Origin of the sequence: Leptolyngbya sp. FACHB-711 (genome assembly GCF_014695615.1) — a bacterium.
In the GTDB taxonomy this organism is placed as follows: Bacteria; Cyanobacteriota; Cyanobacteriia; order Elainellales; family Elainellaceae; genus Leptolyngbya_A.
Genome location: NZ_JACJOR010000455.1, coordinates 22135 through 43833, shown reverse-complemented (window position 1 = coordinate 43833; position 21699 = coordinate 22135). Strand labels below are relative to the sequence as shown.

Here is a 21699-nt window from a genome sequence, read left to right as displayed (position 1 = left end):
CGCTGCTCCGGTTGATCGCAGGTTTGGAAATGCCCGACTCCGGGCGAGTTTTTCTCACAGGTCGGGATGCCACTTACCAAACGGTGCAGGAGCGCAATATTGGCTTTGTGTTCCAGCACTATGCCCTGTTTAAGCATATGACCGTCCGCAAGAATATCGCCTTCGGATTGGAGATTCAAAAGTATCCTAAGGCGAAGATTAAGCATCGCGTTGAAGAATTGCTTGATCTAGTGCAGTTGAGCGGATTGGGCGATCGGTATCCCAGTCAGCTTTCCGGGGGGCAGCGGCAGCGGGTCGCTCTGGCACGGGCACTAGCGGTTGAACCAAAAGTTCTGCTGCTAGATGAGCCGTTTGGCGCACTGGATGCACGGGTGCGAAAGGATCTGCGGGTATGGCTGCGCCGTCTGCACGATGAAGTTCACGTCACAACAGTTTTTGTAACCCACGATCAGGAAGAAGCGATGGAAGTTTCTGATGAAATTGTGGTGATGAACGAGGGCAAAGTTGAGCAGGTTGGTACGCCTGCCCAAATCTACGACCATCCGGCTTCTGCATTTGTCATGAGCTTTATTGGTCCGGTCAACGTGCTGCCCAGCACCTCCCGCATTTTTGCAGCGAACGGCTTTGACTCTCCTCATCCCGAAGTCTTTTTACGTCCTCAAGATGTTTTGATCGACGTGAATCCAAACGGCACTTCTACGCCTGCACGAGTCAGCCGCATTATTCATCTGGGTTGGGAGATTCAGGCAGAGCTAACCCTTGATGATGGACAAGTTGTCACGGCTCACTTGACGCGAGAACGATTTGATGAATTAAACCTTGCTCCCAGTCAGCGCGTGTATGTGAAGCCCAAGGAAGCAAAGGCGTTTCCGCTCTACTACTCAATTTAGTCTGTTTCAGACGTCTGTTTCGGCAAGGTTAGGTGTCAGGGGTTCGGTCCCTTTCTTTGAGGGATGGGGATCGGGCGAGGACTTGCACATCCATCGTTTCTTCTCAAGCCGCCTCTAAGTGCTGCTGCAATTTTTCTCTTGAAGTTAGTTCCTCTTTCTTTAGCGATCGATAAACTTGCGATTGAGTAATTGGACTTCGCATTGTATAAAGTGTGAGTCAGAGGCTGCGATCGATCTCCCTCAGAGGAACTATTGCATCGCGCCCGACTGAACTCAAGGGAAGGGGAAGGATGATGAAACTTGGATTGTGGCGTTCCATTGGGAAAAACATTTTGCAACTGCGGAGCAATCGCCGCCGCTGGCTTCAATTCGCCGGGCTCTTCACCGTTTGCCTGGTGCTGTCGGTGAGCTGTGGACGGACTCAGCCCGTTGCTTCAACTTCGGCAGGCGACACTGGAAATGGGCGGGTGACAATGGGCACAACCTTGGAGGTGCGGACGATCGATCCTGCTGATGCCTATGAAACGTTTCCCGGCATTTTGCTTTATAACCTGGGCGATCGGCTTTATACCTACAAATCGGGAACGACTGAGCTAGTGCCTCAGCTTGCGTCTGCCCTGCCCGAAGTCAGCAGCGATGGCTTGACCTACACAATTCCCTTGCGCGAAGGGGTCACGTTCCACGACGGCGAACCGTTTAATGCCGAGGCGATGGCATTTTCAATCCAGCGATTCATCGAGAATGGCGGACGACCTGCCTTCCTGATGTCCGACAGAATTGACACCGTTACCGCAACGGGCACGAGTGAACTCACGATCAAACTCAAGCAGCCTTTTGCCGCCTTTCCCGCCATGCTGACTTTTTCGGGGATGACTCCGGTTTCTCCTAAAGCCTATGAGCTTGGCGCCGGCAAATTTAAGCCCGATACGTTTGTGGGCACGGGTCCGTATAAGCTGGCGCAGTTCGGCACAGACTCCGTGCGGTTGGACGTGAACGAAAATTACTGGGGCGATAAACCTGCCAATCAGGGCGTTGATATCCAGGTCATCAGCAGTCCGGCGAACCTGTATAACACCTTCCGCACGGGCGGACTCGATGTTGCCTATCAAACCCTTGACCCCGATCAGATCCGCAGTCTGGTGAGCGAAAAAGATAAAGGCGGCTGGCAGGTGATCGAGGCGGGCACGAATACGATCAACTACATGGTGCTCAACCAGAAAGCCAAACCTCTGGACAACGTGAAAGTGCGGCAGGCGATCGCCGCCCTGATCGATCGCAAGCTGTTAGTCGATCGTGTTTTTCAAGGACAGGCAGAACCCCTCTATAGCCTCGTTCCCAACACATTTCCAGTATCCAAGCCTGTATTTGAGACGCAGTACGGCGACGGCAACTACGAGAAAGCTAAAACGCTGCTGCAAGAAGCCGGAATTACTGAAGCAAATCCGCTCGATTTAGAAATCTGGTATTCCTCAACTTCCACCACGCGCAATCTCATTGCATCGACTCTGAAAGCGGCGATCGAGCAAAACCTGCCCGGACTGGTCAACGTCAAGCTGGACAGCGTTGAGTCCGCCACCCTGTTCGACAACCTTGACAAAGGAACCTATCCTACGGTGCTGCTCGACTGGTATCCCGATTTCTACGATGCTGATACCTTCGTCCAGCCCTTCCTTTCCTGCGACAAAGGCTCTGCGGCGGCGGGCTGTCAGGAAGGTCAAAGCCAGGCTGGAGGCTCTTTCTACTTCAGCGATCGAGCAAACAAACTGGTAGAACAGCAGCGCATCGAACAAGACCCTAAAGCCCGCGACCAGCTCTTGGGGCAGCTTCAGGATCTCTCAGCCACCGACGTGCCCTACATCCCCCTCTGGCAAAGCAAGGACTATGTGTTTGCTAAAGGCAATCTCCAGGGCGTTAGCATTCAGCCGACGCAGCAGTTTTTGCTGTGGCAGATCAAGAAGTAGGTGGGGGGATGAGTACCCAGAGCATGTAAAAAGCTGCATTGATTCCTGGCTCCATCCCTAACTTATTCCCCACTCATCACTCCTCTACCCCTTCACTCCTTTACCCCAAAATGTCCCGCTCCACCGCCCTCCGCACCTACGTCTTCTCCCGCCTGCTGCTCGCGCCGCTCATGATCTGGACGATCACCACGCTGATCTTTCTGCTGCTGCGATCGACTCCTGGTGATCCGATCGATGTGCTGCTAGGTCCGCGTGCTTCGGAAGCGGCTAAGCAAGAACTCAGGACAAACCTGGGATTAGATGCTCCTTTGTGGCTTCAGTATTTGCACTATCTGGGGGATTTGCTGCGGCTGGATCTGGGCACTTCGTTGACCAGCCAGGGTCAGTCGGTCTGGAATATTATTGGGGCACATTTTCCGGCAACGGTGGAGCTAACTTTGTTTAGCATGATTGTTTCGGTCGTGGTTGGGGTAACGATCGGGGCACTGGCAGCCTCAAAGCCGAACACGCCGATCGATGTGGGGGGAAGACTCTTTGGCATTTTTACTTATGCCGTGCCGATGTACTGGTTTGGAATGCTGTTGCAGCTTGTGTTTGCGGTGCAGCTTCAATGGTTTCCGATCGGCACTCGCTTTCCCTTATCAATCCAGCCGCCGCCTGCCCTGACGGGACTTTATACGATCGACAGTCTGCTGAGCGGCAGTTTCGCGCAGTTTTTGACTAGCCTTTATTATCTGACTCTACCAAGTCTGACTTTGGGACTGCTGCTAAGCGGCATTTTTGAGCGCATGGTGCGGGTCAACCTGAAGCAAACGTTGAAGGCAGATTATGTCGAGGCGGCACGAGCAAGGGGCATTCCAGAACGACGAATCGTTGTGGCACACGCGCTAAAAAATGCCATGATTCCGGTGATTACAGTTCTGGGGCTGACCTTTGCTTCTCTGTTGGGCGGCGCGATTTTGACTGAAGTAACTTTCTCATGGCCCGGTCTAGCAAATCGGCTATATGAGGCAATTTCCCAGCGCGATTATCCAGTGGTGCAGGGGGTGATGGTGTTCTTCTCGGTGATTGTGGTGTTTGCTAGTATTGCGATCGACATTATCAATGCCTATATTGATCCCCGCATTCGCTATTAATTGATTGCTGGGTTTAATTTTTTAATTAATTGCTTGTTTAGAATGCGATTTGAATTGCAATTATTGCAATTGAGGCAGTGCGAGTTGAATTCTAACGATTGACTGAACTGCAAGCGGGATGAACAGCGAACCCACCGTGAGAAAATTTGAAATGTCTGCAACAGACGGTTAGCGTGCCTGCAAGTTGCGGTAGGCTGCGGTGTGATATCTTGCCGAGTCGGTTTCTGCCTGTTGCGGAACAGCTTGATCGGTTGAATGAGTGGCACCCTGCTGGAGGGGTTCTTGCGAAGCTTCTGAGGAATTCTGTGCAGTTTCGGTGCTCGGAGTTAACCAAACAACCTGCCGCTGATTGGGATCAACCCGATAGCTTTGTTCCTGCATAATGCTGCTCGCCTGCTGCGGGTCAAGCTGGCGATCGAGATCTGCCTGCAAGATATCAACGCGCTGTTGAACTTCTGTGACTTCAGCTTGGAGCTGGCTCAACTCTTCTCGCTGCTGAAGGTTGTAGGGAATCAGCTTTGCTAATGCAATGATTGCAACTCCTGCCAGTAGCCCGTTGACTGCTAGCTTCACCGTAATTTCTGTCACCACCGTCTGATGCGATCGGGGGCGAGGACGCTGCCGCAAACGTGGTTTTACTCGACGCTGAGGTGGGGAGGCAGCAGGTGGCAAAGGTTGAAGTGCATTCATACAACGTCGCTATTTCGTAACAGGAGCAGTTCGATCGATTCTGTCGCTTTAACTCAGTCGCTTTAATTAAGCTAATATGCCCCGCTTGCCACGGGCTCTATCAAAGCTCATAAATCAAAGCCCCATTGAAGCGCGAAATTCTAACAGGGTCAATGCCTTTTGATAGATTTAATCTGAGCTTTATTGGCTAGACATTACTAACCAACCAATCGCCTCTTTTCTCGATCGCTCGACCAGGAGAAATAAAGACAGCAGCCTAACTTTAGCTTAGTTCTAGCACTGATTTCGCCAGGAAAAATATTTTTTTGTTCTTTTTCTTTAAACAGCATTAGCTTGAATAATCTAATACGTTTGAACTACTTGTAATTAATACATTTGCACTAAATTCAAGTGATACTCAAAACACAAAATTATCCACGTACTAAGCATACGTATTACACGGATTAAGTGAAGCACAGGCACTAATTATCAGGTGTGGTTAAGTTTCTGAAGCGATGGCGTTTCTAAATATAAGCAGCTGTTTTAACAAGTTATTCCTGAAACCTAAATTGTCTCTCTCACCTGAATTCCAGCGAGTTTCCCTGATTTGTATCTCAAAGTTTCCCGAAGTTGGGAATTTAGGGAACAATGCAGCCCTTTTGTTTGATGCTTTTCAAGCATCGTGTAGAACATTTTCAGTAAGACATTCATGCAAAACTCAGTAAGACACTTCATGCAAAACAGAGAGCTATCCCAAAGCCTCATCCCGAAATCGAAAAAATCGATCGCAGACGAATGCTCGTAGACAACTCTCTGTTGAAGTTTAGATTGAGCTTAGATTTAACCCGAAGTACCAGTGTGCGCTCCAGGCAGGTTGTTCGGCAAGGTAACGATCGTCTAATCGTCCCTGCTTCCCTGTCCCGTTTACTGTCTTATTAAACTGTTCTGTTTACTTGTACAGTTCAGTGGACAGGCGGAATGCCATCACAGCGGGAATGAGGGCAATAACCAGGGCAACATAGACTTGAGTATCCGATAGTGACATAAGCTAAAGGACTCCTGATATGAAGATTGATGGGATGATCAATGCGAAATTAGCGCGGTTTACGAGTGTAAACGCAGACCAACGCTACATTAATGTCGGCTAAATCACTGCATTTCGGAATGATTTGTCACATGATGTAACAGAAGCGATCGTGTAATCCAGCGCAGTCCAGTGCAACCCATCCCTAACAGCAAACCGTATTAGTAAAATACCCCTCTCTAAAGTGGCAAGCCACGAAAAGATGAGGCATCATCAGTTCTAAATATGTTTGACTTTAATTTCACTCTACCCTCCCGGTTAAATCCTCGCTTGGAAAGTGCTAAACCTACCCGACTTCAGTTTGAGCGTCAGCTAAGGCGTGTGCAGCGAGATGTGCTGCGGATGGGTGCTTTGGTGGAAAATTCCTGCTGGCTGGCACGCAGAGCATTGTTCGATCGTGACCTGGAAGCCGCGCAGCAAATTGCAATTCAGGACAAACAAATCGACCAGCTTTATCGCCAGATTGAGCTGGACTGCGTCAACTTAATGGCACTTCAATCTCCGGTGACGCAAGACCTGCGCCTGCTCAGCGCAATGATGCAGCTTGTTCGCGACCTGGAGCGAATTGGAGACTACGCCGAAGATTTGGGCGAGATTGCAATTAAGCTGTTTCCCTATCCGGTGCATTCCTGTATGGAGCGGGTGAAAGTGATGCTCGATCGCTGTCGGGCAATGCTGGCGATGGGGCTGGCTGCGCTATCTGACCTGGATGCTGAGTCTGGGTTAGATATTAAGATGAAAGATGATGCGGTTGATGATGATTATGCTTCGCTCTACAACCTGCTGGCACACCAGACGGATGTACCCGGCGTTATTGAGCCGATCGTGCTGCTGGTGCTGGTGATTCGTCATTTAGAGCGAATGGCAGACCATGCCACCAATATTGGTAAGCGAGTTGCTTATATCGTGACGGGGCAGCGTTAAAAATTCTGCTTTCGCTCTATGTTCCGATTGCAAATTGTGCATAGAATAAAGTTGGTGCAAAAAATGGTCAAGTTTAGCACTCGCTTCAATTCCCGTTTTGCTTTCCATACTCTACTGATACGCCTCCTGAACGATCTGGCTTTACGGCAACTATGACATCTTGCTAGAGGCATCTTGCTAGAAAGCTGGACGGAGTGTAGCAGTGCAAAGGGAAGATGGCTCGGAAAGCAGTCGGTCTGAATGTGAAACTTCGCGACCCAGGGTTTAGTCGAGAAATGAAATCGATCGAAGCTCACGCCGATGAGTTTTTGAGATTTCCTTCCGGCTGAGCAGGTCGATCGGTACAAAATCATTGCAGAATCTGTGATTCGCTCTAATGTTCAGAGTGGAGAGCAGTGGTTGAAGCGCAACAGGTAATGGCTGAGCCCTCCAGGAAATTCTGATTTCTGAGCTTGGCGCACCAGACCGAGCTACTAAAACCTGCTGCTTGCTGAACGGTCTATGCAGCTAGCCAGGTTGACCCGGTTAGGGAACCCCCCACCCCATTGAGGATCAGTCGCTACATGGAATTCACAATTGCCGAGCTACTCGCAAACTTTACAGACGATAAGCTGGTTGCGCCGAAAGCACTGGAAAAAAAGCTGAACTGCAAGGATGAAGCGAGCATTCGCAGGCTGCAAATCGTGCTAGATGCTTTAGAACGGGTCGGCATCCTGGTGAAGGATCGGGGCAAATATCGCCGCATTTTTGAAGACGATGTGGTCGAGGGCAAACTGCGCTGCTCTAGTAAAGGTTTTTGCTTCGCGATTCAGGATGTGGAAGGATCGGAAGATATCTACATTCGCGAATCTCACCTGAATAGCGCCTGGAATGGCGATCGCGTTTTGGTGAAAGTCACAAAAGAAGGAACCCGTCGTCGCAGTCCCGAAGGCGAAGTGCGGCTGATTCTCGATCGGGCAAATTCTTCGATTCTGGCGCGGGTGAAACAGGCGGAAGAAAGCTTTCGAGCTACGCCGCTCGACGATCGCCTGCTATTTGAGGTCGAGCTAAAAGCCAACGGCACGAATTTAGAGGAAGCGATCGACCAGTTGGCTCACGTGGAAATTGTGCGCTATCCGCTTGGCTCCCATCCACCGTTGGGCAAGCTTGCGCTGGTGCTGGGCAGTGACGCTCAGGCGGCTTCTGAATATGTGATTGTCTGCTGTAAGCACGATCTGCCGCGTGATTTTCCCGAAGCCGTGCTGCAAGCTGCCAAAGGGTTGCCCAACAAACTGCGAAAAGCGGACTTCAAAGGACGGGTCGATTTGCGCGATCTGCCCACGATTACGATCGACGGCAAAACGGCGGGTCATGCGATCGACGACGCGCTGACGCTGGAGAAAATTGGGGATGACGAGTGGCTGGTCGGCATTCATATCGCCGATATCTCCTACTACATCGAGCCAGACACCGAGCTGGACATCGAAGCGCGACGACGGGGCACCTCGATTTATCTGGGCGATGAAGTGATTCGGATGCTGCCAGAGCGGGTGCATCAATCCTGTTCGCTGGCTCCAGAGCAAGACCGATTGGCAGTTTCGGTGCTGATTCGTGTGAATGGTCAGGGTGAGGTGCAGGAGTTTGAGCTTCAGCCCACCGCGATCCGAGTTGATCATCGGCTCGACTATCAGCAAGTGCAGGCGATCGTGCAGCGGCACGACTCTCCCGAAGCGGCGGCTGCCCGTCCTCCTGCCTATCCGCTCCCACCTTTGGAGGAACTAGAGCCATACCAGGCGGTGTTTGAAATGCTCGATCAGCTCTTTAAGCTGAGCCAGGCGATTCGTGCCCAGCGGCACAACCGGGGTGCGTTTGACCTCAATCTGCCGGAAAAAGTCTTTCCTGATGAGGCAAACCCGGAACTGAGCCAGTTTCTTTCGACCAAGTTTCAGTACGACGACGAAGGGGCACTGGGTGCAATGGTGGTGTCTGCCTTTCTGCCTGCCCGATCGATCGTCACAGAACTGATGCTGTTGGCAAATCAGCTTGTTGCCTCCCACCTGATCGAGCTGCAAGTTCCAGCGATCTACCGGGTTCACCGCACTCCCGATCCTAGCGATGTGCAGGAGTTGCTCAAACTAGTCAGCAATATGGGCATTGATGCTCATCTGGCACAGGAGGACGCAGTACATTCGCGGGACTATCAGCGATTAGTGCAGGAATTTGCCGAATCGAAGACTGAAAAAGTGCTGACCTATCTGCTCCTGTCCACCTTCAAGCCTGCGGTCTACAGCACCATGCCGGGCCCTCACTTTGGCTTGGCACTAGAAAAGGGCTATGCCCACTTCACTTCACCCCTGCGTCGCTACCCGGATCTGCTGGTGCATCGCGTTATCCACGCCATCTTTGAACACGGACGCGATCGACGCACCACGCGATCGAAGGATCGGGTTAACCTGAGAAGCAGTTCGTGCCACGGCAAAATTTCCTGGAACGTATTGCCTACCGACCTTCAGGCAGAGCTGGAAGAAAGATTTGCCGCCGTTGTCGTGCATCTGACCGAGCAGGAAAAGCTGGCGCAGGAAGCCGAAGCCGATCTGGAAGGGCTAAAAAAAGCCGAGTTTATGCAGCAGCATACGGGCAAAGTCTTTCACGGGCTGATTACGGGGGTACAGTCCTACGGTTTCTTTGTGGAAATCGAAGAGCTGCTTGTCGAGGGTCTGGTTCACGTCAGTTCGCTGAAGGATGACTGGTACGAATATCGATCGCGACAGCAAAAGCTCGTCGGTCGCAAAAATCGCAAGCAGTATAAGTTGGGCGATCGCGTCGAAGTGCAGGTCAAGAGCGTGGACTACTATCGTCAGCAGATTGACCTGGTGGCTGTGGGTGGCGGTAGTCAGGCAACCGAAGAAGAACTGGATGAGCCTGTGTCTGCTGAAGAAGCCGAGCTACCGGAAGAAATGCTGGAACTGGAAGCAGAGCTAGAAGAAGCAGAGCTAGAAGAAGCAGAGCTAGAAGAGTAAAAGAGAAAAAAAGAGAACAATAGGGCGCGATCGGGCAGAGGATAAAGCATGGATTATATGAATGACGAGGATAAGCATCCCTGGAAGATTCCTCCTCGAACCGCCTGGAAGTGTCAAGATGAAGAAGTGTAACAACTTCAATTCCTGTGTCTAATTCTTCGTCTTCTCCATCTCTGCCGCTCATTCTGGGCGTAACGGGTGCTTCGGGCTTAATCTATGCGGTGCGTGCCCTCAAGTTTCTCTTGCAGGCAGATTATGCGATCGAGCTAGTCGCATCCAAATCGACCTACATGGTCTGGCAGGCAGAACACCAGATCCGAATGCCCGTTGAGCCAGTTCAGCAAGAGCAGTTTTGGCGACAGCAGGCAGGGATTGAAACCGGAGGCAAACTGCGCTGTCATCCCTGGGGCGATGTGGGAGCCAATATTGCCAGCGGTTCGTTTCGTACCCTGGGCATGGTGATTTTGCCGTGCAGCATGAGTACCGTGGGCAAGCTGGCAGCCGGACTGAGTGCCGATTTGCTGGAACGTGCCGCCGATGTGCAGCTTAAAGAAGGTCGCAAACTCGTGATTGTGCCGCGTGAAACGCCTTTTAGCCTGATTCACCTGCGAAATCTCACCACGCTTGCCGAAGCCGGAGCCAGAATTGTGCCTGCTATTCCTGCCTGGTATCACCATCCGCAGACGATCGAGGATCTGGTGGATTTTGTGATTGCCCGTGCCCTCGATCAGTTCAACCTAGACTGCGTTCCCCTTAAGCGATGGCAGGGACGCGGTGTGGCAGAAGCCGAACCCATCGACTCTTAATGCAGGGAATTTCCTCAAGAAAGATAGACTTGAGACAAAATCGCTCAGCAAAACCCTGCCCATGATTCGACTCCTGCTCCTGCTTGCTATTCTGGGGAGCCTTGCCCTCTTTGCAGTCCAAAACCTGGCTCCTGTGCCGCTGGTCATTTTGGGAGTCCCGACCCTGGCGATTCCGCTTGCCTTTTGGGTGATTGGGGCGATCGGGGCAGGCGCATTGACAACGATTGTAATGGCAGGCTTAATCGAGCTCTCCCGTCCGGTGAAGCGGGTTGCTGCGGCTCCTCGACCGGAGAATCGTCCGATCGGCGATCGTTTTCGCCGCTTTCGCACCGGAGGATGGTCAGCCGCTTCGACAGAAACAGGGCGATCGACTCCTCGTAAGCCCAGCAATCGCAGCGATGATTGGGACGCGCCAGCACAGGATTCTGCTGCCTGGGATGACTGGGAAGAACCCGCCCCTCGCTCTACCCCCTTCCAAGGCGCACAAACTCCCGCGCGCGATCGAGAAGACCCCGCCTGGCAAGACTGGCAGGGCTATGAAGACGCTCCTCGTCGTCAGCCGCCTCCGGATGCCGAGCCAATCCCCTATCGCAAAGGCTTTGAGCCTCGCACTGAGTTTGAAACTGATCAGCAGCCCATGAGCCGATCGCAATCGGGTTCTGTCTATTCTTACAGCTATCGTCCGCCTGAAGAACCGATCGAAGACGAACCGCCCCCATCGCGCAGCAACAGCGTCTACGATGCCGAGTTTCGAGTGATTACCCCACCGTTTCGCCCTGATCCTGAAGAAGTTTCTCCGCCTCCGCCTTCTCGTGCGGCTAATTCAGATGAGGAAGATTGGGATTTCATTGATGAGGATGAAGGAGACTGGAAGCGGAGACGGTGAGGGAATGAGGGGCTTAGTGCAGGAATGGGATTGGGAAGACTTGACGAATTAGCGTTGATCTCTCTAAGGCTCCCCCACAAACCTTTCACCCTTCCCCATCCGCTTAAAAAACAAGCGACTCACCCTAAACTTCCCGTTCCACAACCCTTGCCCCATTTCTCCACTCCCCCTTATGGAACCCCTTCCCTTCATCCTCTGGCTCCTCTTCATCACGCTCATCTTTGCCTTTGGGCTGGGGTCAATGGTGCGGGCATATCGAGGAAGGGGCAGTTTAGAAATCATTTTTGCAGAAGCGATTTGCCCCACGCCGCCCACCCTGAACGAGGAGGCTGCACTCCAGTTTGAAAAAGGCTGTACTGCCTTTGGGGCGAACCAATATCGCCAGGCGATCGACTGCTTTCGGCGGGCGATTCAGCTTGACCCTGGTTTCGCAGAGGCGTACCATAATCGCGGTCGGGCAACGGCAAATCTGCGTCAGCTTAATGAAGCGATCGGGGATTTACTGCAAGCCAGCGAGCAGTATCTAGCGCAAGACAATGTCGCCGGATTCGATCGGGTGCGGCAAGATCTCGAAACGTTGAAAGCCAGGAGCCAGACCAGCGCAAAGTCCAATGAGTAGACATTTCTCCTCTATCGATCGGTTAAGCTAGTGAAGATGATTTCCCGCGTAAACAATTGCAAAGAGGCGCATGACAACAGCCACTCAAGTCAAAAACGACGTTAAAGATTTATCCCTCGCCCCCTTAGGCAAACAGAGAATCGAGTGGGCAGGGCGCGAAATGCCCGTGCTGAAGCAGATTCAGGAGCGATTTGCCCAGGAAAAGCCTTTTGCCGGAATTCGGCTGGTTGCTTGCTGCCATGTCACCACAGAAACAGCTCACCTGGCGATCGCCCTCAAAAACGGCGGAGCGGATGCGCTGCTGATTGCTAGCAATCCGCTTTCGACGCAGGACGATGTAGCGGCGAGTCTAGTCGTGGATCACGGAATTTCTGTGTTTGCAATCAAAGGGGAAGACAACGCAACCTATCATCGCCATGTGCGGACTGCCCTTGACCATCGCCCCAATATCATCATCGATGACGGCAGTGATGTAGTTGCAACGCTGATCCAGGAACGCCAGGAGCAAATTGCTGACCTGATTGGCACAACCGAGGAAACCACGACGGGAATTGTGCGCCTGCGTGCCATGTTCCGGGACGGGGTTCTTACCTTCCCGGCGATGAACGTCAATGACGCAGACACCAAGCACTTCTTTGACAACCGCTACGGCACAGGTCAATCGACCCTTGATGGCATCGTCCGCGCCACCAATATTCTGCTGGCAGGCAAGACCATTGTAGTGGCAGGCTACGGCTGGTGCGGTAAGGGAACGGCACTGCGGGCGCGAGGGATGGGCGCAAACGTGATCGTGACGGAAATTGACCCGATTAAGGCGATCGAAGCGGTAATGGATGGTTTCCGCGTGATGCCGATGAACGAAGCGGCGGCTCAGGGCGATATCTTTATCACCGTTACGGGCAATAAGCACGTCATTCGCGGTGAGCATTTTGCCGCCATGAAAGATGGGGCGATCGTTTGCAACTCCGGTCACTTTGATATTGAAATCGATCTGAAATCGCTTCAGGAGATGGCAAACGAAGTGAAAGTCGTTCGCAACTTTACAGAAGAGTATCGCCTAAAGAGTGGCAAATCGGTCGTTGTGCTGGGCGAAGGTCGTCTGGTGAACCTGGCAGCCGCTGAAGGGCACCCCAGCGCGGTGATGGATATGAGCTTTGCAAACCAGGCACTTGCCTGCGAATATCTGGTCAAGAACAAGGGCAATCTGGAGCCGGGTCTGCACTCGATTCCGACTGAGGTAGATCAGGAAATTGCACGGCTGAAGCTTCAGGCAATGGGCATCTTGATTGATTCGCTCACGCCAGAACAGACGGAGTACATCAACTCCTGGACGTCCGGAACCTAATTTGTGAATGTGAATCGCTAAACAAGGGGTGGGCAGATTGCCTGCCCTTTTTCATACGATCGCTATCGTCGCACCAAAAAGGAACCTGCTCATGGCTGAATGGATTACGAACACTATGAATTCCCTCGGCTATGTGGGAATCGCGCTGCTCATGTTCCTGGAAAATTTGTTTCCGCCAATTCCGTCTGAGCTAATCATGCCGCTTGCCGGATTCACGGTGGCTCAGGGCAAAATGAGCTTTGTTCCCGCTGTGCTTGCCGGAGTCGTGGGCACGATGGTGGGCGCAATTCCCTGGTATTACCTGGGCAAAATCCTGGGCGAAGAGCGAATCAAAGGCTGGCTCGATCGCCACGGCAAATGGCTGGGCATTTCATCAGAGGAAGTAACCAAATCGCAGCACTGGTTTTATCGCCACGGCACAAAGGCAGTCTTCTTCGGGCGGTTGGTTCCCGGGATTCGTACGCTGATTTCCCTGCCCGCAGGCTTTAGCGAAATGCGACTTGCACCGTTCCTAATTTTTTCAACGCTAGGAACGCTGGCATGGGTATCCCTGCTGACCTTTACCGGATATGTGTTGGGCGATAACTATACGCTCGTCGAGGAGTATTTGGCCCCGGTTTCCAAGATTGCGCTGCTTGTAGTTGCGGTAGGGGCGATCGTCTGGTTTATCCGTTATCGCAAAGCTAAGAAAAGAGCCTGATTTTTAGAATTTCTGCTGGAAATCTGGCTGAGTAATCTGGGCGAGCAATCCCTCACAGGCATCGAGCAGCAAATCAATTACATCGTTAAAGCCTGACTCGCCGCCGTAGTAGGGGTCAGGCACTTCGCGATCGCGGTGATGACGGCAAAAGTCGCACATCAGCTTTACCTTGTCGTGATAGGCTCCTTCTGGATCAAGGGACAAAATATCAGCGTAATTGTCCTTATCCATCGCCAGAATTAAATCAAACTCCTCCAGATCCCGCGGCTTGAACTGGCGAGCGCGTCCTTCCAGCACAATCCCACGTCGGGCAGCAGCAGCCGTCATCCGGCGATCGGGCGAACTACCAATGTGATAGCTCGAAGTGCCAGCCGAGTCACAGATTATTTGCTCCTGAAGCCCCCGCTGCCGAATCAGGTAATTCATGATGTTTTCGGCAGAAGGCGATCGACAGATATTTCCTAGGCAAACAAACAGCAGCTTATACGGCTTTTCAGTCATAGCGAATAAAGCGATCGATCTTGTCTATCATGACGGATTTTGCCAACGCCACACTGGATAGGCAAAAGAAGATAAGCAAATTGACAACCTGCCGCATGATAAACCCCCTCGCCTGTGAATCGGAAAGGGGGTATTTAATGTTGATTCTAAGCAATCAATTTTGGAAAAACTGCCAGAATCAATAGAACTAGATTAAAGTAACCCTATTCGTACAGCCAGGGCGTGATCGTCGGCTGCCAAGAAACCAGTTCTTCGTCCTTGAACCAGAGGCTAATCTCCTGCTGTGCAGTTTCGGGTGCATCAGAGCCGTGAATGATATTCCGTCCGATGCTGACGCCGTAGTCGCCGCGAATCGTGCCAGGTTCAGCGTTTAGCGGATTGGTTGCGCCGATCAGTTTGCGGGCAGCCGCAATCACACCATCGCCTTCCCAAACCATTGCTACAACTGGACCCGAAGTGATGAACTCGACCAGTCCAGCGAAAAAAGGTCTTTCCCGGTGGACACCGTAATGCTGTTCTGCGAGTTCTCGACTGGGTTTCACAAGCTTTAACCCTACTAAGGTAAAGCCTTTGGTTTCAAAACGACGAATGATGTCGCCAACGATCGCACGCTGCACACCGTCGGGTTTTACAGCAAGAAATGTCCGTTCCAAAGGGTGACTCCTCGTTAATGAACGCTCCAGTTTTCAGATTACCTTAGAAGGTTTCCCGCAACGGAAGATTAGCGTTTTTTCAGATCGCGTGCCATATTACGAAACATATCCATGTCGCCATCTGCCCGACGACGCTCAGTATTTGTGGGAGTTTCAGCTGCTTTAGGAGCCGGAGTAGATGCGCCATTGACCGAGCTATTCGTCGCCCCATTCGCGGTTCCATTTGACCTGGGCTGCATCGGCACAGCTTGACCGTTTTGCATTGCCTTTTGCATTTCCAGTGCGGAAATCGTGCGAATCATTTCATTGTCTTCGCCGACTTTCTTTTTCGAAAACGTACGGCGAATCGATTTTACCGATCGCATATATTCCACATTGCCATAGGTTCTGGCGTCATCGGGTGAGAGATAGTACACACCGGCTTTATTTTGCGGTTGAGGGGCATCGGTTGCAGGTAATTCAACGGCTTCAACCTTCGGCTTAGAACGAAATAAGCCCTTAATAAATCCAATAAATCCTGCCACGGAAAAACTCCTGATTCACGGTTACCAATCATTACATTATCCTAAGCAATATTAAAAATAATCAAGTTTAGTAAGAGACTTTTCGACGCCTCTCCTTACTTCCTCCTACCTCCCCACCAACACCACCATCGCTCGCTCTCCCACGAAAATCTGCTTCGGATTCACGATCGGCGGTTCCGTTCCAGGTTCGTAAATGTCCTGCGGTGATTTCGCAAAGGTATTCACAAACGTATGCCACTTAAAGCCGATCGGCAGTTGGGGTAACTCAAAGGAATGGGGTTCCCAATGCGTGTTCATTGCCACATAAATGAAATCATCGGGTTCAGTGCCGCCTTTGGCATATTTACCGCAGAGCAGAAAGGCGAGCGTGCGGCAGTAATCTGCCCAGTCTGGCTTCCAGGCTTCGACACCGTGCCAGCTAACGTCGGGATAGCCATAGCCCATGTAGTCTTCCCCGGTAAAGAACTGCCGATTTCGCAGCATGGGATGGGCGTGGCGAAAGGCAATGCAGTTTTTCACAAAGCGGAAGAACGACAGATTGCTTTTCAGCAGATTCCAGTTGAGCCAGTTCAGCTCTGAGTCGTGACAGTAGGTGTTGTTGTTGCCCTGCTGCGATCGACCCATTTCATCACCCATCAGAATCATGGGAATGCCCTGGCTCATCATCAGGAGGGCGATCGCGTTTCGCATTTGTCGCTGGCGTAGATTGAGAATATCGGGGTCAGCCGTCACGCCTTCCACACCACAGTTCCAGCTTTCGTTGTCGTTTGCGCCGTCCCGGTTGTTTTCGCCGTTTGCCTCGTTGTGTTTCTCGTTATAAGACACCAAATCTACCAGCGTAAACCCATCATGTGCCGTGATGAAATTCACCGAGCTGTCTACCGTCCCGCCAGATTTCGCGTAGAGATCGGGTGAACCTTGCAGCCGCAGCGCAATCTCCCTGACTCCACCGTCTCCCTTAAGAAACTTTCGCATTGCGTCGCGATATTTGCCGTTCCACTCTTCCCAACGCTGGTGATAGCGCGGAAACGACCCCACCTGGTACAAACCGCCTGCGTCCCATGCTTCCGCGATCAGCTTGCACTTTGCCAGCACTGGATCATAAGCCAGGATTTCTAGCAGCGGCGGATTGATCAGCGGCTCCCCGTTTGGTGCACGTCCCAAAATTGAAGCCAGATCAAACCGAAAGCCGTCGATGTGATATTCCGATGCCCAGTAGCGCAAACAGTCCAGCACAAAGTTTCGCACGACCGGATGGTTGCAGTTGAGCGTGTTGCCGCAGCCGCTGAAGTTGTAATAGCTGCCATCGGGAGCCAACATATAGTAGGTTTTGTTGTCCAGCCCGCGAAACGAAATGGTTGCCCCCTGCTCGTTGCCTTCGGCGGTGTGGTTAAACACGACATCCAGAATCACTTCAATGCCGTGATGGTGCAGCGTTTTAATCAGGTTTTTGAGTTCATTGACTTGCTGACCGGGTACTGAGGCGTAGGCTGCCTTGGGTGCATAAAACCCGATCGTGCTATACCCCCAGTAGTTGAATAATCGTTCGCCTGTCAGCGGATTGAGACGGGGATTATCCAGCTCGTCAAATTCAAAAATCGGCATCAGCTCGACGCAGTTTACCCCCAGATCCTTCAGATGGGGAATCTTCTCGATCAGCCCGGCGTAGGTTCCCCGTTTGTCTGCGGTCACACCCGACGAAGCATGGCGCGTAAACCCCCGGACATGCATTTCATAAATCACCAGATCTTCGGTAGGAATTTCGAGCGGGCGATCGTCTTCCCAGTTAAAATCCTCGGTCGCAATCTGGGCGCGATAGGGATAGAGATCCTGGGTTCGCGGCGTTGCACCCCAGACTCCCCGTCCACCGATCGCCTGAGCGTAGGGGTCAAGTAAAATCTTGCTGAAGTCAAACCGATGCCCTTCTCGCGGAATGTAGGGACCATCGATGCGATAGCCGTATTCCAGATCTTCGTAGTCCAGATCCAGCACGACCATACTCACCACGTTGCCCAGCCGAAACTCTCGCAAAAAGGGAATCTCAGCAAAGGGTTCGGCGGCTCCCTTGTGATACAGCACCAGGGTTGCAGCAGTCGCATGATTTGAGTAAATCGAGAAATTCACCCCGCCGGGGACAACCGATGCTCCAAACGGAAACGCTTTGCCATGACAGAGCTGAAAGCTGCCATAGGTGTAGGTATAGCGAACGCCCATAAACTTTTTCTAAACGTGATGCACGAAAACAGCAGGCACTGATGCGAAGATCGCAGGCTCAATGCTTCGAAACAGGAATTGCCAATTCCAGCCTACCCCTCCACGGATTCAATACTTCTAGGGTAAGGTTGGATGGTGTCTGTGCTGCTTGCCAGACACAAGTTGTATTGCTAATTGTAGTGCTAGTTTTTGAACGACTCGATTTTCGTTTTACGAGGAAGCTGAAGAGGGAACCTATGGCATTCGACTATCCTGAAGACCTGAAATATCGCGACTCGCACGAGTACGCCCGCCTTGATGGGGATGTTGCCACGATCGGCATTACTGCCTTTGCAATCGATCAGCTCGGCGACATCGTATTTCTGGAATTGCCGGAAGTTGGAGATGCACTCACCAAGGGCGAAGCATTTGGTACGGTGGAATCGGTCAAAGCGGTTGAAGATCTGGTTGCTCCAGTTTCAGGAACGGTGCTGGAACGCAATGATCCCCTGCTAGATACCCCAGAGCAACTGTCCGATGATCCCTATGGCGAAGCCTGGATGCTGAAAGTGCGAATCAACGATGCCGCTGAGCTAGAAGATGCAATGACCGCCGACGCATATCGCGCCCAGGTTGAGGGCGAGTAGCTCTCTGGCAGACGGCTCCTGGCTCCCTGCGCTATATTTGTTGCAGAATGTTGCAGAAGCGATCGACCTCACTCATCGGTTTGATGAGCCTTTTGGGCAATCTTCCGCACTGCCAGTTTATTCGCCGCTTGTCTATCCCATTCCCTGCCCTATTCTTTGCTATGTCGTCAGCCTTTTATCGCGACCTCCAATCTGCGTCTGAAATCGAGTCCAACGGCAACATTGCAGCGGAGCCTGCCCCTGCGAAGAATGGGAAAGCCCGTACTGCGCTCCCGGATCTGCCTGCGGACTTCGAGACCCGTCACATTGGACCTCGCGATGCTGAAATTCAGCAAATGCTGACTCTACTTGGATTTGAGTCGCTGGCTCACCTGATTGCTCAGGCAGTTCCCGCCTCGATTCGGCTGGCGCGTCCGCTGCAAATTGGCAAGCCGCGCAGCGAAGCACAAGCACTGTCAAACCTGAAGACGATCGCTTCTAAAAACAAAATTTTTCGATCATTTATCGGCATGGGCTATGCCAACTGCATCACGCCCCCGGTGATTCAGCGCAACATTCTGGAGAATCCCGGCTGGTACACGCAGTACACTCCCTATCAGCCCGAAATTGCTCAGGGACGCTTGGAAGCTTTGCTCAACTTTCAGACGATGGTGATCGATCTGACCGGGCTGGAAATTGCCAACGCCTCGCTGCTTGATGAAGCGACTGCCGCCGCCGAAGCAATGGCGATGAGCTATGGGCTGCACAAAGGCAAAGCGAACGCTTTCTGGGTGTCAGAACTCTGCCATCCGCAGACGATCGATGTTGTAAAAACCCGCGCCCTGCCCCTGGGAATCGAAGTGATTGTGGGCGACCACCGCACCTTTGAATTTAATTCCCCTGACTCCCCCATTTTTGGCGTTCTCCTGCAATATCCGGCGACGGACGGCGCAATTTTTGATTATCAGGAATTTGTGAATCGTGCTCACGCAGCCGGGGCACTGGTAACGGTCGCTGCTGATCTTGTCAGCCTCACCCTGCTCAAGCCACCTGGTGAATTTGGTGCCGATATCGCGATCGGCAGCACTCAGCGATTTGGCGTACCGCTAGGCTATGGCGGACCTCACGCTGCTTACTTCGCCACAAAAGAAGCACACAAGCGACAAATTCCCGGTAGACTCGTCGGCGTTTCCAAAGATGCCCTCGGACAACCCGCCCTGCGCTTGGCCCTGCAAACCCGTGAGCAGCACATCCGCCGTGACAAAGCCACCAGCAACATTTGCACTGCTCAGGTTCTCCTCGCCGTTATTGCCGGAATGTATGCCGTCTACCACGGAGCCGAAGGGCTGAAGCAAATCGCCGATCGCATTCACACCCTGACCGCTCACCTCGCTACCCAACTTCAGCAGCAGGGCTACATCGTCAGTGAAACCTTCTTCGATACACTTCGCATCGAAGTTGGCAGTCAGCAAGCTGTCATTTTTCAAAACGCGATCGATCATCAAATCAACCTCCGTAAAATTGGTACAGACGCGATCGGCATTACCCTCGACGAAACCACGACCCCCCAAGACCTCACCGATCTCTTGGCTCTCTTCCCCCCCCTCTCGTCGTCCCTGCATCCCCCCGTCTGCCCGTCTGCTCATTCCCCCATCCCCTCCTCTCTCCCTCGCACTACCCCCTACCTCACCCACCCCGTCTTCAGTGCCTATCGATCGGAAACCGAGATGCTGCGGTATCTCTATCGGCTTCAGTCGAAGGATCTGTCGCTGACCACAGCCATGATTCCACTCGGCTCCTGCACGATGAAGCTCAACGCCACTTCGGAAATGATTCCGATTACCTGGGCAGAGTTTGGACAGATTCATCCGTTTGTGCCGATCGATCAGACAGAGGGCTATCAGATCATGTTTCGGCAATTAGAGCAGTGGCTTTCTGAGATCACAGGATTTGCCGGAATTTCGCTTCAGCCCAATGCCGGGTCGCAGGGGGAATATACGGGGCTGCTGGTGATTCGTCAGTATCATGAGTCGCGCGGCGAAGGACACCGCAAAATTTGTCTGATTCCTGAATCGGCGCATGGAACCAATCCGGCAAGCGCAGTCATGGCAGGCATGAAAGTTGTGCCGATCGCCTGCGACAGCGAAGGCAATATCGATATCGGCGACCTCCGCCAGAAAGCGGAGCAGCATGGGGAAAACCTGGCGGCGTTAATGGTGACGTATCCCTCGACTCACGGTGTTTTTGAGGAAGGCATCCGCGAAATTTGCGAGATTGTCCATGCCCACGGCGGACAGGTTTATATGGACGGGGCGAATATGAACGCGCAGGTTGGACTGTGTCGTCCAGCAGATTTTGGTGCGGATGTGTGTCACCTGAACCTGCATAAAACCTTTTGTATTCCCCACGGTGGCGGCGGTCCGGGCATGGGTCCGATCGGTGTCCAGACGCATCTGGTTCCCTTTTTGCCGGGGCATGCGGTGGTGGAAATGTTCAGCGACTCCCAGCGCAATCCAATCGGCGCAGTCTCGGCAGCACCCTGGGGCAGCGGTAGCATTTTGCCCATTTCCTGGATGTATATTGCCATGATGGGTGATCGGGGGCTGACCCAGGCTACCGAAGTCGCAATTCTCAACGCGAACTACATTGCAAAGCGGCTGGAGGGTCACTATCCGGTGCTTTACAAAGGCAAGAATGGCTTGGTGGCACACGAGTGCATTCTCGATCTACGCCAGTTCAAGAAATCCGCAGGCATTGAAGTGGATGACCTTGCTAAGCGGCTGATTGACTACGGGTTCCACCCACCGACCGTTTCGTGGCCCGTTGCGGGTACAGTCATGGTCGAACCCACCGAAAGCGAGTCTCTGCAAGAACTCGATCGCTTTTGCGATGCCATGATTGCAATCCGGGAAGAAATTCGCGAAATTGAAGCAGGTCAAGTCGATCGCGACAATAATTTGCTTAAAAACGCGCCTCACACTGCCGCAGCTTTGCTAGTGGATACTTGGGAACGTCCTTATTCGCGGGAACGCGCAGCGTACCCAACTGCCTGGACGAAAGCAAACAAATTCTGGGCAGCAGTGGCGCGAATTGATAATGCCTACGGCGATCGAAACCTGGTTTGTTCTTGCCTGCCTATGGAGGCGTATCAAACTCTTTGATCAGGTCCTTTTTGATCAGGTC

Annotated in this window: 18 protein-coding genes; 12 read left to right on the top strand and 6 right to left on the bottom strand. The window is 52.4% G+C overall.

The annotated features are described in order from the left end of the window. From H6F80_RS20730 to H6F80_RS20720, 3 genes are all read left to right on the top strand, one after another. On the top strand, positions 1-890 hold an 890-nt coding region (locus tag H6F80_RS20730), incomplete at its 5' end, for a sulfate/molybdate ABC transporter ATP-binding protein (RefSeq protein ID WP_190793417.1). Between the two features lie 293 nt (positions 891-1183). Further along, a complete protein-coding gene (locus H6F80_RS20725; RefSeq protein WP_190793423.1) occupies positions 1184-2851 on the top strand; it encodes an ABC transporter substrate-binding protein in 1668 nt (555 codons plus the stop codon). A gap of 110 nt (positions 2852-2961) precedes the next feature. Continuing rightward, on the top strand, positions 2962-3987 hold the full coding sequence (locus tag H6F80_RS20720; protein WP_190793416.1) for an ABC transporter permease: 1026 nt from the start codon (positions 2962-2964) through the stop codon (positions 3985-3987). Between the two features lie 168 nt (positions 3988-4155). Here H6F80_RS20720 and H6F80_RS20715 read toward each other — a convergent pair whose 3' ends face one another. Further along, positions 4156-4677, bottom strand: a complete 522-nt coding sequence (locus H6F80_RS20715) for a slr1601 family putative cell division protein (protein ID WP_190793415.1) — start codon at positions 4675-4677, stop codon at positions 4156-4158. A 928-nt stretch (positions 4678-5605) separates the two neighbouring features. Next, a complete protein-coding gene (gene psaM / locus H6F80_RS20710) occupies positions 5606-5701 on the bottom strand; it encodes a photosystem I reaction center subunit XII (RefSeq protein ID WP_190793414.1) in 96 nt (31 codons plus the stop codon). A gap of 264 nt (positions 5702-5965) precedes the next feature. Between psaM and phoU the strand changes: the two genes are divergently transcribed. The 7 genes from phoU (at position 5966) to H6F80_RS20675 (ending at position 14019) form a co-directional block, all read left to right on the top strand. Then, on the top strand, positions 5966-6664 hold the full coding sequence (gene phoU / locus H6F80_RS20705; protein WP_190793413.1) for a phosphate signaling complex protein PhoU: 699 nt from the start codon (positions 5966-5968) through the stop codon (positions 6662-6664). Positions 6665-7227: 563 nt separating this feature from the next. After that, positions 7228-9663 (top strand): ribonuclease R family protein, encoded by a 2436-nt coding sequence (locus H6F80_RS20700; RefSeq protein ID WP_190793412.1) that lies wholly within the window; start codon positions 7228-7230, stop codon positions 9661-9663. Between the two features lie 146 nt (positions 9664-9809). Beyond that, complete coding sequence (locus H6F80_RS20695; protein ID WP_190793411.1) at positions 9810-10469, top strand: UbiX family flavin prenyltransferase; 660 nt, start codon at positions 9810-9812, stop codon at positions 10467-10469. Positions 10470-10530: 61 nt separating this feature from the next. Continuing rightward, on the top strand, positions 10531-11355 hold the full coding sequence (locus H6F80_RS20690) for a LapA family protein (RefSeq protein WP_190793410.1): 825 nt from the start codon (positions 10531-10533) through the stop codon (positions 11353-11355). A gap of 172 nt (positions 11356-11527) precedes the next feature. After that, positions 11528-11974: a tetratricopeptide repeat protein gene (locus H6F80_RS20685; protein ID WP_190793409.1), complete on the top strand. Its 447-nt coding sequence runs from the start codon at positions 11528-11530 to the stop codon at positions 11972-11974. Positions 11975-12044: 70 nt separating this feature from the next. Continuing rightward, positions 12045-13319 (top strand): adenosylhomocysteinase, encoded by a 1275-nt coding sequence (ahcY, locus tag H6F80_RS20680; RefSeq protein ID WP_190793408.1) that lies wholly within the window; start codon positions 12045-12047, stop codon positions 13317-13319. Between the two features lie 91 nt (positions 13320-13410). Continuing rightward, positions 13411-14019: a DedA family protein gene (locus H6F80_RS20675; RefSeq protein WP_190793407.1), complete on the top strand. Its 609-nt coding sequence runs from the start codon at positions 13411-13413 to the stop codon at positions 14017-14019. A gap of 3 nt (positions 14020-14022) precedes the next feature. On the opposite strand, the gene H6F80_RS20670 is transcribed toward H6F80_RS20675, so the two are convergent. The 4 genes from H6F80_RS20670 to glgX form a co-directional block, all read right to left on the bottom strand. Continuing rightward, positions 14023-14520 (bottom strand): low molecular weight protein-tyrosine-phosphatase, encoded by a 498-nt coding sequence (locus H6F80_RS20670; RefSeq protein WP_190793406.1) that lies wholly within the window; start codon positions 14518-14520, stop codon positions 14023-14025. Between the two features lie 203 nt (positions 14521-14723). Then, positions 14724-15173, bottom strand: a complete 450-nt coding sequence (ndk, locus tag H6F80_RS20665) for a nucleoside-diphosphate kinase (RefSeq protein ID WP_190793405.1) — start codon at positions 15171-15173, stop codon at positions 14724-14726. A gap of 68 nt (positions 15174-15241) precedes the next feature. Then, on the bottom strand, positions 15242-15697 hold the full coding sequence (locus H6F80_RS20660; RefSeq protein WP_199296717.1) for a BAR domain-containing protein: 456 nt from the start codon (positions 15695-15697) through the stop codon (positions 15242-15244). A 105-nt stretch (positions 15698-15802) separates the two neighbouring features. Next, the gene (gene glgX, locus H6F80_RS20655) at positions 15803-17911 is read right to left on the bottom strand and encodes a glycogen debranching protein GlgX (protein ID WP_190793404.1); all 2109 of its coding nucleotides are present in this window, start codon (positions 17909-17911) and stop codon (positions 15803-15805) included. Between the two features lie 236 nt (positions 17912-18147). Between glgX and gcvH the strand changes: the two genes are divergently transcribed. Beyond that, positions 18148-18537: a glycine cleavage system protein GcvH gene (gcvH, locus tag H6F80_RS20650; protein WP_190793403.1), complete on the top strand. Its 390-nt coding sequence runs from the start codon at positions 18148-18150 to the stop codon at positions 18535-18537. 161 nt (positions 18538-18698) lie between these two features. Beyond that, positions 18699-21677 (top strand): aminomethyl-transferring glycine dehydrogenase, encoded by a 2979-nt coding sequence (gcvP, locus tag H6F80_RS20645; protein WP_190793402.1) that lies wholly within the window; start codon positions 18699-18701, stop codon positions 21675-21677. The last annotated feature ends 22 nt before the right edge of the window (positions 21678-21699 follow it).